This window comes from Wolbachia endosymbiont of Drosophila barbarae (assembly GCF_044752445.1).
Lineage (GTDB): Bacteria > Pseudomonadota > Alphaproteobacteria > Rickettsiales > Anaplasmataceae > Wolbachia > Wolbachia pipientis.
The window spans coordinates 1-10555 of the sequence record NZ_JBIXJM010000068.1; the positions used below are offsets into that span (position 1 = coordinate 1).

Sequence of the window (10555 nt, forward strand, 5' to 3'; positions counted from 1 at the left end):
ATTTGAGATAGTTACATGAATTTACCATAAATCACCATCTCATAAAGTGTGATGCAACAAAGCCCACTGGAATCCAGTTCTTGTTATACAATTGCCTAGTGCGCTCATTTACAGTTAAGTTTTCTGGATCCAAGTAGTCAAGCACTGGGATGACATCCTTTTCGGTAAAAATTGCTCTTATATCACAACATTCATACAGCTGTATGCCTAGGCACTGGGATGACATAAATAAGCGCTGAAATGACATAAATAAACATTGGAGTGACAATCTTGTAGTGACTTGCATGACAACTAACTTTTTATTTACTTCAAAATAGCACTGTAAAAAATTTAACATATCAAATTATAGAGCTAATATAGGATATACCTTGCTAAATAAAAAAAAAAGTATAATATTTTATAAGGTATGCAGGCAAAAACTCTGTAATTTGGTCAGATCAGAAATGAAGCAGCCATATCAGAACCTTTTTGGGTTGCATACCTATTTCATTATTTGTTTTATCCGAGGCTATGAATATAGCATTAAAACATCGTCCTAGTAGCTTCAAAGATCTAGTAGGTCAAGATATATTAGTGCGTGTATTAGAAAATGCTTTTATTTTAAACAAAATCCCACAATCTATACTGCTCTCTGGTAGTAGTGGAGTTGGTAAAACCACCACTGCAAGGATAATAGCTTTATGTTTGAATTGTTCCCTGGGGCCAATTTTTGAACCTTGCGGATTATGTGAAAATTGTCTAGCAATAAAAAATTCAAGCCATCCAGATGTAATTGAAATCGATGCAGCAAGTCACACTAGCATTGACGATATTAAAGTAATCCTGGGAGATATTTGCTATTCACCTATAAGCTCTAAATTCAAAGTCTACATTATAGATGAAGTACACATGCTATCTAGCAGTGCATTTAACGCATTACTTAAAACCCTAGAAGAGCCACCATCTAGTGTAAAGTTCATTTTAGCAACTACGGAAATAAAAAAGATACCAATAACTATTATTGCACGTTGTCAAAGATTTGATTTACACAACATTCCTGTAGCTAAAATAGTGGAACGTTTAAATGATGTTGCACAAAAAGAGAGTTATTCCATTGAAAAGGGAGCATTAGAATTAATTGCACGACACTCTGGAAATTCAATGCGTAACGCCTTGTTTTTGATGAATCAAGCAGTGCTATATAGCAAAGATGGTGCAATATCCACTAAAAATGTGACAGACATACTTGGCCTAGTGGATAAAGATATTATATTCGATCTATTAGGGGCAATATTAGAAGGTGATTTACAGAAAGCTCTATCAGTGTTTGACAAGGCGGTAAAAACAGCAAACCCACTTAGTATTTTTGAAGGTCTATTGCAAACAATTCAGTTAGTATGCCGTTTTTTGATTACAAAAGAGATTGATAATGCAGTTACAGAGCATGAAAAGAATAGGACAAAAGATTTAAGTATAAAGAGATCTTTAATATTTTTTTCGAGATTGTGGAAGATGTTGCTTAAAGGTATTCAAGATATAAAAACTTCAACATGCAACGATGTTGCTGCTGAAATGATGTTAATTAGCCTCTGTTATCTTTCTGATCTGCCTTCTCCGGAACAGGTGATCAAAAAAGTTCTTTCACAGAATGTAGAGCAAGGAAATAGACAGGGCAGACCTGTTGCACCTTTCCCCTCTGTCATCCAAGTAGCTGACTACTCGGATCCAAAAAAATATGTGGAAAGTAAACAACAACCCCACTCTGTCATCCCAGTGCGTGACACTGGGATCCATGTGGAAAATAAACAACAAAATTACGATTTTGATAAGATTTTGCAACTATTAAGGCGAAGTAACCAAATTTATCTTTACAAACAACTGTGTAATAATCTACAATTAATAGATTGTAAACCTGGATATTTAAAATTAAAAGCTGTATCTAAGTTGGATAGTAATTTTTGCAATGATTTAAAAAATTACTTAAACCAGGTAACCCAGCAAGAGTGGGTTATTGCAGTTGATACAGGTTATATAAACAGGGAAGTGAGTAATTTAAATTATGCACCTGCAGTTAAGGATATCCTTGACACGTTTAAAGGTGCAAAAGTAGTTAATATAGAAAATAAGGAGTAAGTTGTGGATTTTAGTCAAATAATGAAACAAGCGCAAGAGATGCAAAAAAAGCTTGCAGAAGCTCAAGAAAAATATGTTGGAAAAGAGTTTCAAGGTATTTCTGGTGGTGGCAAAGTTTCTGTATTAGTGGAAGTCATAAAAATAGGTAGCTATAAAGCTAAAAAAGTGAACATAGACTTAGAACTTATGAGAAATGAGGAAAAAGATATAGTAGAGGATTTAGTAACAGCAGCGTTTAATGATGCCGTTAAAAAAGCAGAAGAAGATATGGCGAATGCAACTTCTGATCTTGCAGGTATGATGGGTTTACCATCTGGGTTTAAACTTCCTTTTTGAATTTACTACTGAAGTTTCTTTTAGTGTAAGTATTTTTTTTCTAATATTCCCAACGCTAGTACTTCTTCATATAATGTACCTATACTAGCATAGCCCTACGTCATACCGTGATTCATTCCACAACTGTACAAACATTGCAATATGGCACATAGTAAACGATGTCATTCCAGTCTGGAATCCAGCCTTGCCGTAATCTCATCAAGAACATTGTGTTTTAACATAAAACGGCTACTTTTATGCTTACCAACTTAATAAAATTCCTGGATCCCAGACTGGGATGACAAGAAGATGGTACTTGGATAAGAGGCATTGCCCTCCTGGTAGGCCCAAATTGCAATGTTCGTACAGTTGTAGATTTCTCATCCGCTAACAAGCAGCGAGATGACGAGGTCTTTCGATAGTAAATCTTACCTGTGTTAGCTATACCAAAAAATCAAAAGTCGTATTTATTCATTAATAAAATCTTTGTCTTCTCCTAAAAATTAGTTAAAATGTAGAATATTTTGTGTTATTAAGTTAGCACTTGACTTAACTTTAGTTGTTACTTAGACTGCTAAAGTGGAATTTTAATTTTTTTACGAGGACAATTATGCATTATAAAAAGTTTTTTTCAGCAGCCGCTTTAGCAACGTTGCTAAGTTTATCAAGCTCTGCTTTTTCAGATCCTGTTGGTCCAATAAGTGATGAAGAAACTAGTTACTATATTCGTTTGCAATACAACGGTGAAATTTTACCTCTTTTCACAAAAGTTGATGGTATTACCTATAAGAAAGACAATAGTGATTACAGTCCATTAAAAGCGTCTTTTCTAGCTGGTGGTGGTGCGTTTGGTTACAAAATGGACGACATCAGGGTTGATGTTGAAGGAGTTTATTCATACCTAAACAAAAATAATGTTACAGATGCAAGATTTACGCCAGATACTATTGCAGACAGTGTAACAGCAATTTCAGGGCTAGTTAACGTTTATTACGATATAGCAATTGAAGATATGCCTATCACTCCATATGTTGGTGTTGGTGTTGGTGCAGCGTATATTAGCACTCCTTTGAAAGACGCTGTGAATGATCAAAAAAGTAAATTTGGTTTTGCTGGTCAAGTAAAAGCTGGTGTTAGTTATGATGTAACTCCAGAAGTCAAACTTTATGCTGGAGCTCGTTATTTCGGTTCTTATGGTGCTAATTTCGATAAAAGCGGTGGTGAGAAAGACAAAGGAGGACATACAGTCCTTTACAGCACTGTTGGTGCAGAAGCTGGAGTAGCGTTTAATTTTTAGTCTATCTCAGTCTTGTTATCCCAGTGGGTTTTTTCTTGTCATTCAAGTAGCATGACACTGGGATCTAGAAAAAAGAAATGTGGATTCCAGTGTCAAGGCACTGGAATAACACTATTTGCTATGTGTTTAAGCTATAACGTTTACCATTGTACTGGTAGAATATCATCTAAAGTTACATAATGTTATCCAATTAGCTAACACTGCGGCCTACTGTCTCCAAGAAATTAGATGGAAAATTTGTACTTTTTTCAAATCAAAGCTTGAATTTTTGCTGGAAAATCAATATATTATATGCATGAAGTTTTAATTTAAGTTGTTATGTTGACCCCAATGGCAAGCTTATGTGTCGATAGCAGAACCAATCTCATGCAATATATTGCTAGGGTGCGAAAATTTCCCATGCTGTCTCAAGAGGAAGAAGTACAACTAGCAAAAAATTGGAACCAATACAAGGATATTTCTTCTGCTCATAAATTGATTACCAGCCATTTGAATTTGGTAGTGAAAATTGCAATGAAATTCAAAAATTATGGACTATTGTTGATGGACCTGGTCATGGAAGGGAATATGGGTTTAATGCATGCAGTAAAAAAGTTTAATCCTGATTTAGGGTTTCGTTTTTCAACTTATGCAGTGTGGTGGATTGAAGCTTCAATAAAAGACTTTATATTGAAATCTTGGTCATTTGTGAAAATAGGCACAACGCAAGCACAAAGAAGATTATTTTTTAGTTTACGTAAAATAAAAAAAAGAATTTTACAGTATACAAACAGAGAAACTTTAAATAATGAAGAAATAAAAGCAATATCTAATGAGCTTTCTGTATCCGAAGGAGATGTTATACAAATGAATTACCGTTTGGCTTGTAAGGATCAGTCGCTAAACGATTGCATAAAAATAGGTGATGACTCTAAAAGGGAGTTACAAGATATGATCCCATGTAACTTGGTCAGTCAAGAAGTAACCTATCAGAATCATGAAGAAAAAGAATTAAAAGAAACAATTTTAAACAATGCACTAGCGAGCCTCAACGAAAGGGCAAGAGACATTTTTATCAGTAGATATTTGTCTGAAAACATTCAAACTCTGGATGAACTTAGTAAAAAGTATTGTGTTTCAAGAGAAAGAATAAGGCAGTTGGCTGAGCAGGCGATGGCTAAGGTAAAACGATATATACAATCTGAAAGTTTGAAATTTGGTTTGCATGCGTAGTTTTTTTATATTTCTAATATTTTTTTCGATAGGCGCTTTTGCATCGGTTAGTGATGTACAATTGAAGGAAAAATATAAAGATTGGCTCGTGTATACTGCATTGGAAGATGGAGAGAAAGTATGTTATATTGTATCCTATCCTAAAAAAAAAAGCGAATATTATACAACCAATCGCAAGCCGTATGTAATGATTAGTTATGTTGATAAAAAAGCAGATGAGGTAAGCGTTACCTCTGGTTTTCAGTATGATAAGGAGCCTGTAGCTCTCAATATCGACAAAAAAATTAAATATACACTGCCCATAATACAGGGAAGTTTTGCGTGGGCAGAGCATACAAAAATAGATCAAGATCTCATTCTAAAAATGAAGCAGGGATTATCAATGGTAGTTAATGGAAAAACAAAAACAGTGACCATTGATGATACTTATTCCCTACTTGGTTTTCAAAAAGCGTATCAAAAAATGCATGATTTATGCCATACAAAGTAAATTATTGTAACAGAATACCCAGCTATAGTATAAACTAGACTACTCTTTCAATGGAAATATAAATAGCACTTTACTTTATATGGGATGTGGATATCATTTAAAATATATTTTTGAGAGTTAGCAATGTCAGAGGTTGCAGGTGTAGATACAGAAATCAAAAAGCAAAATTCTGTGTGCGAGCAGATGCGTTTTAGCGTGAGCCGCACAAGTCTTTTAAATACATTATCCAGAGTAAGTGGAGTGGTTGAAAGGCGTAATGCAATAGATGTTTTGGCGTGTATAAATATCAAAGCACAACACGGCAGCATAAAATTAATGGCAACTGATCTTGACATTTCAATGTTTGCCTCACTTGCTGCAACCGTATTAACAGAAGGAGAAGTAAAAATTTCAGCGCATACTTTACATGACATAGTGAAGAAGTTACCCGCTGATTTGGATGTCAATTTTGAAGTAAACAATCAAGGAAAATTATTGATGTCTTGCGGAAATGCAAACTTTTCTTTACCGAATGTAGTTTCAAGCAGCTTTCCTGCTCTTGAAGAAGACAATTATAAACATGATTTTACTCTACTAAATACAGACCTGATAGACTTATTAACTAAAACAAAATTTGCTGTATCACTAGATGATACAAGGTATAATTTAAATGGAATATATCTACATACAGATGAGCAATTTCTGTACTGCGTTGCAACTGATGGCCATCGTTTATCATGTATAAAGAGGCCAAAGCCTGGGAACATCAATGGCGAATTTGGTGTGATCATTCCACGTAAAACTGTTATGGAGCTGTTAAAAATATTGGACGATTGTAATGAAATTAAAGTAAAACTCTCAGACAGAAAAATCAAGTTTACATGCGGTGAATATATTCTAATATCAAAATTAATAGATGGAACTTTTCCAAATTATAAAGCAGTTATTCCAGCATCTCAAGATAAGCATATGATTATTGAAAGTAAAAAACTTTCAGACGTTATAGATCGAGTTTCCGTTGTTGTATCTGATAAAGTAAAATCCATTAAATTCTCACTACAAGAAAAGCTGCTAACTCTGCATTCAAACTCCCAAGAGTGCAGTGATGCAACTGAATCCATAGAAGTGGACTACAATGAAGCCCCTATAGAAATAGGGTTCAACTCGCGTTATTTACTTGATGTTCTATCCTGCATAAAAAATAAATGTAAGTTTAGCTTAGCCGATGGTAATAGTGCTACAATTATCACTGATGAAGACGATTCAAGTGCATTATATGTAGTAATGCCAATGAGAACTTAAACTCGTCATCTCGCTGCTTGTTAGCGGAATCTGGAGATACCGTGGCGGTATGGCACTTATTTCACTAGCTTTTATTAAATTAGTAATCTATCTTTACCAAATATAAGCCAAAAGGTGGTGCAGTAACTCCAGCGGCACTTCTTTTGCATTGGTTTAATATATTTAGCATTTCTTGCGGATTGGTTCTATTTTTTCCAAATTCAACTAAAGTACCCGCAATAATCCTCACTTGGTTATGTAAAAAGGAAATAGCAGATATTTTGATGTGTATATGATTCCCGTTTTGTACTATATCGATATCATCAATTGTTCTGATCGGATTTGCGGCGTGACAATCTTTTGAACGGAAACTTGAAAGGTCATATTTTCCAAGTAGATGTTTAGCAGCTTCACGCATAATATTTACATCAAGTGGACTAAACACTTGCCATACATAACCTGTCTCCAGAGCGGCAGGAGCATAGCGATTAACTATTCTGTATTCGTAATATCTTTTTTTTGCTGAAAACCGTGCGTGAAACGCATCATCTACAACTTCTACATTGAGCACGACTATAGGAATTGATTTTAAATGATAATTTATTGCGTTTCTTATTCTATAAAGCTCAAATTCCTTTTCCATATCAAAATGAGCAACTTGTCCTAAAGCATGAACCCCTGCATCAGTCCTGCCACCACAGTACAAGGCAATTTTCTCACCACTAAAATTAAATATAGCATTTTCTATCTTCTCCTGGATTGAGTTAGCAGAGTGTTGCTGTTTTTGCCAACCAGAGAAACTACTACCATTATATTCTACCGTTATTTTGTATCGCACTGCATTACATCAAGCTCTATCTAAAATAGTCATTTTCTATCTTAACATAATTTATGGTCAAGCCTACAGTGCTGCCACTCCCATAAAGTAGTTCGTCCAATCTTAAATCTTGCTGCCACTGCTTCTCTGCTTTCTCCTTCGTCTAGCGCCTCCATTGCTTTTTTTCTTAAATCATAACTATATGCTGCTGGCATTCAACCTCCTTATCATTATCTATCCTTATCACATCCGGACTTCTATGAAAAGAGCTATAAATCGTGAAAAAGAACTGTTCATTAAGTGCTATTTGCTTAATAAATTTACTGACATTGGTATGGCTAAATTCGAAATGGCTACATGAATTTATCGTAAATTATTACCGTATAAGGTATGATGCGACAAAGCCATCCCAGTGTCAGCTACTCGGATGACACCGTCATAAAGGAACCAGTGTTAGCTACTTGGATGACAACCATTGTGCTTGAGGCAAAATTGACTATCACTTCTTTTTATAGAGCTTGCTCCAAACTTTGTTGTTAGTTAATACAAAAAACACTGTTAAAATTATAAAATACGCCACTACTTTTAATCCAAGCTTATGCCGGTGCTCTAATTCTGGCTCTGCCGCCCACTGTAAAAAATTTATCACATCATACGCCATATTTTCAACTGTGGCTTGCCTTGCACCATCATATTCCACCATTCCTTCAGAAAGTGGTGGCGCCATAGCTAATCTGCCTGTTGGAAAATACGAATTAAAATATAAATCATTTTCATCGTGTTCGCCGTTTTGATAGCCTGTTAACAATGAATAGACATAATTTGCACCATCATGCCTTGCTTTAATAATTAATGATAAGTCTGGTGGGACTGCACCATTGTTGCTTACTGCAGCTGCTTCTTTTGTATCAAAAGGCGCAATAAAATAATCCGAAGGTACTCCAGGTCTGTCAAACATTTCACCCAAATCATTCGGACCATCTTTAACTTGATAAGAAGCTGCTATTTGTTTTACATCTTCTTCAGAAAAACCGACATCTTGCAAATTACGAAATGCTACCCTATTCATTGAATGACAAGCAGCACAGACTTCTTTATACACTTTATAGCCACGCTGAATTGACTCTCTATCGAAAGATCCGACAATTCCATCAAATTTCCAGTCTATTTTCTTATTTGGTGATGATTTAAATTCTTCTGCAGATATAAGACTAGATAGAAATAACATGCAGAAGATTGCAAATACATTAGATCCCATGCATAACCACTGTTTTAGTAAATTTCGAATTGATGTCATGCAAGTAGCTGACACTGGAATCCAGCTTATTTCATCACTGACATTATGGTTATCATGCACTCCTAGAATCTGTTGTCCATTGCATGATTTGTAAGTATTTTTATACCTGGATCCCAGTGTCAAGCACTGGGATGACAACGGAAGATAGTGGAATGACACTGTGTGTTGTATACAACGTTCATACAATTGTGTACATGATGCTGGAATCCATTTATTTTTTTTCTGGATCCCAGTGTCAAGCACTGGGATGACAAAAGAGGGCTCTGGGATGACAGAGAATTTTGTAAGAGATCTGCTTTGAATTGACATCACCTCATCTCCGGCACAGAATCACTTAAGGTTTTTGGTGGTTCTTTTGGCTTTTCATACTTACTAAGCAGTGGTAAAACTATCACAAAGTATGCAAAGTAATAAAGAGTAGATAGCCTACTCATAGTAATGTAAGGCTCTTTCACCTCTTGTCCTCCAAGCCAGGCAAGAAGTGCAAAATTTATTGCAAAAACCCAAAAAAATTTCTTGAATACCGGGCGATAAGCACCACTTTTAACTTTTGATCTATCAAGCCAAGGTAACAAAAACCACACTAAAATAGATGCAAACATGGTAAGCACACCAGTAAGTTTATCTGGAATTGAACGTAGCATTGCATAAAAAGGTAAAAAATACCACTCTGGCACTATATGTACCGGAGTGACCATAGAGTCAGCTTCTATATAATTGTCTGGATGTCCAAGATAATTAGGAGCATAGAAAACAAATGCGAACAAAACTACAAAAAATAGACCAAAAGTTATGCAATCCTTGACTATATAATAAGGATAGAGAGGAATGGTATCCTTATCTGATTTTACCTCCACTCCACTTGGGTTACCAGAGCCAAACCTATGCAGAGCTATCACATGAAGCATAGCTAAAGCAATAATAACAAAAGGCAGAAGATAATGCAGAGCGAAAAAACGGTTAAGAGTTGGATTATCAACGGAAAAACCACCCCATAACCATATAACTATTTTATTGCCAACTAAAGGTATAGCAGAAAATAAGTTGGTTATAACTGTTGCACCCCAGAAACTCATTTGTCCCCAGGGAAGAACATATCCCATAAAGGCAGTTGCCATCATTGCAAAAAATATAAATATACCAACAAACCACACCATCTCTCGTGGTCTCTTGTAAGATCCGTAATATAATCCACGCATTATATGAATATAAACTACCATAAAGAAAAGTGATGCTCCAACAGCGTGAGTGTAGCGTATTAACCACCCGTAATTCACATCCCGCATTATGCGCTCTACACTATTAAACGCATAATCAACATGCGGAGTGTAGTGCATAGCAAGAAATATACCTGTTATTATTTGTAAAATTAGCGCTATACCAGCCAAAGAGCCAAAGTTCCAAGCATAATTTAAGTTTTTTGGTACTTGATAAGAAGCGGTGTGTTTTAGAAAAGAAAATATAGGCAGTCTATATTCTATCCACCCTAATATGCCTTTTTCTTCTTTTATTACTTCTTTTTTGTTATCTTCCTGCATAACTTAAACCTTTCTGAACACATGTCGATTGCTACTTTTATCTTATTTTTTTATTGTAGCAACTTATCCTTTACGCACAAATAAAAACTTTAAAGCAATATTAATTACCTCTTCAGCAACCTGTCACGTGCTGCGTTTAACTTTTGTGCAAAATATTCCGAGCCTCCCTTATCTGGGTGAACTAATTTCATTAAATTTTGATATGCTTTATTGATTT

At 35.2% G+C, this 10555-nt stretch carries 11 protein-coding genes, 1 other RNA gene and 3 pseudogenes; 9 read left to right on the forward strand and 6 right to left on the reverse strand.

Features of this window, described 5'->3' with window-relative positions; genetic code table 11:
- Positions 1-31: 31 nt before the first annotated feature.
- Positions 32-337, reverse strand: coding sequence for a WPE palindromic element domain-containing protein (locus tag ACIPNH_RS00920; RefSeq protein ID WP_400771041.1), 306 nt, complete (start codon positions 335-337; stop codon positions 32-34).
- 58 nt (positions 338-395) lie between these two features.
- On the opposite strand from ACIPNH_RS00920, the gene ffs reads away from it, so the two are divergent.
- The 8 genes from ffs to dnaN all read left to right on the forward strand — a co-directional run bounded on the left by ffs (position 396) and on the right by dnaN (position 6707).
- Positions 396-495, forward strand: an RNA gene (gene ffs / locus ACIPNH_RS00925) — signal recognition particle sRNA small type.
- A 15-nt stretch (positions 496-510) separates the two neighbouring features.
- The gene (gene dnaX / locus ACIPNH_RS00930) at positions 511-2112 is read left to right on the forward strand and encodes a DNA polymerase III subunit gamma/tau (protein WP_400771043.1); all 1602 of its coding nucleotides are present in this window, start codon (positions 511-513) and stop codon (positions 2110-2112) included.
- 3 nt (positions 2113-2115) lie between these two features.
- Positions 2116-2448 (forward strand): YbaB/EbfC family nucleoid-associated protein, encoded by a 333-nt coding sequence (locus ACIPNH_RS00935; protein ID WP_010963017.1) that lies wholly within the window; start codon positions 2116-2118, stop codon positions 2446-2448.
- 589 nt (positions 2449-3037) lie between these two features.
- Complete coding sequence (locus ACIPNH_RS00940) at positions 3038-3724, forward strand: acyloxyacyl hydrolase (RefSeq protein ID WP_400771046.1); 687 nt, start codon at positions 3038-3040, stop codon at positions 3722-3724.
- Between the two features lie 51 nt (positions 3725-3775).
- Entirely contained in the window at positions 3776-3904 is a 129-nt protein-coding gene (locus tag ACIPNH_RS00945; RefSeq protein ID WP_255407348.1) for a hypothetical protein, read from the forward strand.
- Positions 3905-4042: 138 nt separating this feature from the next.
- Positions 4043-4936: an RNA polymerase factor sigma-32 gene (locus tag ACIPNH_RS00950; protein ID WP_264723946.1), complete on the forward strand. Its 894-nt coding sequence runs from the start codon at positions 4043-4045 to the stop codon at positions 4934-4936.
- A complete protein-coding gene (locus tag ACIPNH_RS00955; RefSeq protein ID WP_264723947.1) occupies positions 4929-5426 on the forward strand; it encodes an invasion associated locus B family protein in 498 nt (165 codons plus the stop codon). Before ACIPNH_RS00950 ends, ACIPNH_RS00955 begins: the two co-directional genes overlap by 8 nt.
- 123 nt (positions 5427-5549) lie before the next feature.
- Complete coding sequence (dnaN, locus tag ACIPNH_RS00960) at positions 5550-6707, forward strand: DNA polymerase III subunit beta (RefSeq protein WP_038199350.1); 1158 nt, start codon at positions 5550-5552, stop codon at positions 6705-6707.
- Between the two features lie 79 nt (positions 6708-6786).
- On the opposite strand, the gene truA is transcribed toward dnaN, so the two are convergent.
- Positions 6787-7524, reverse strand: a complete 738-nt coding sequence (truA, locus tag ACIPNH_RS00965; RefSeq protein WP_264723949.1) for a tRNA pseudouridine(38-40) synthase TruA — start codon at positions 7522-7524, stop codon at positions 6787-6789.
- A 71-nt stretch (positions 7525-7595) separates the two neighbouring features.
- Positions 7596-7718 (reverse strand): annotated as a pseudogene (locus ACIPNH_RS00970) (IS630 transposase-related protein); the annotation flags it as partial.
- 47 nt (positions 7719-7765) lie between these two features.
- On the opposite strand from ACIPNH_RS00970, the pseudogene ACIPNH_RS06725 reads away from it, so the two are divergent.
- A pseudogene (locus tag ACIPNH_RS06725) lies at positions 7766-7864 on the forward strand (IS5 family transposase); the annotation flags it as partial.
- 138 nt (positions 7865-8002) lie between these two features.
- Here ACIPNH_RS06725 and ACIPNH_RS00975 read toward each other — a convergent pair.
- The 3 genes and pseudogenes from ACIPNH_RS00975 to ACIPNH_RS00985 all read right to left on the reverse strand — a co-directional run.
- Positions 8003-8761, reverse strand: a complete 759-nt coding sequence (locus tag ACIPNH_RS00975) for a cytochrome c1 (protein WP_400771053.1) — start codon at positions 8759-8761, stop codon at positions 8003-8005.
- A 347-nt stretch (positions 8762-9108) separates the two neighbouring features.
- Positions 9109-10338, reverse strand: coding sequence for a cytochrome b (locus ACIPNH_RS00980; protein ID WP_264723950.1), 1230 nt, complete (start codon positions 10336-10338; stop codon positions 9109-9111).
- A gap of 104 nt (positions 10339-10442) precedes the next feature.
- Positions 10443-10555 (reverse strand): annotated as a pseudogene (locus tag ACIPNH_RS00985) (J domain-containing protein); the annotation flags it as partial.

Excerpts from the sequence above, each read along its gene's own strand:
- dnaX (WP_400771043.1), top strand. The coding sequence starts at position 511 with ATGAATATAGCATTAAAACATCGTCCTAGTAGCTTCAAAGATCTAGTA.
- ACIPNH_RS00945 (WP_255407348.1), top strand. The coding sequence starts at position 3,776 with ATGACACTGGGATCTAGAAAAAAGAAATGTGGATTCCAGTGTCAAGGC.
- ACIPNH_RS00950 (WP_264723946.1), top strand. The coding sequence starts at position 4,043 with ATGTTGACCCCAATGGCAAGCTTATGTGTCGATAGCAGAACCAATCTC.
- ACIPNH_RS00940 (WP_400771046.1), top strand. The coding sequence starts at position 3,038 with ATGCATTATAAAAAGTTTTTTTCAGCAGCCGCTTTAGCAACGTTGCTA.
- ACIPNH_RS00920 (WP_400771041.1), bottom strand. The coding sequence starts at position 337 with ATGTTAAATTTTTTACAGTGCTATTTTGAAGTAAATAAAAAGTTAGTT.
- ACIPNH_RS00980 (WP_264723950.1), bottom strand. The coding sequence starts at position 10,338 with ATGCAGGAAGATAACAAAAAAGAAGTAATAAAAGAAGAAAAAGGCATA.
- dnaN (WP_038199350.1), top strand. The coding sequence starts at position 5,550 with ATGTCAGAGGTTGCAGGTGTAGATACAGAAATCAAAAAGCAAAATTCT.
- ACIPNH_RS00975 (WP_400771053.1), bottom strand. The coding sequence starts at position 8,761 with ATGGGATCTAATGTATTTGCAATCTTCTGCATGTTATTTCTATCTAGT.
- ACIPNH_RS00955 (WP_264723947.1), top strand. The coding sequence starts at position 4,929 with ATGCGTAGTTTTTTTATATTTCTAATATTTTTTTCGATAGGCGCTTTT.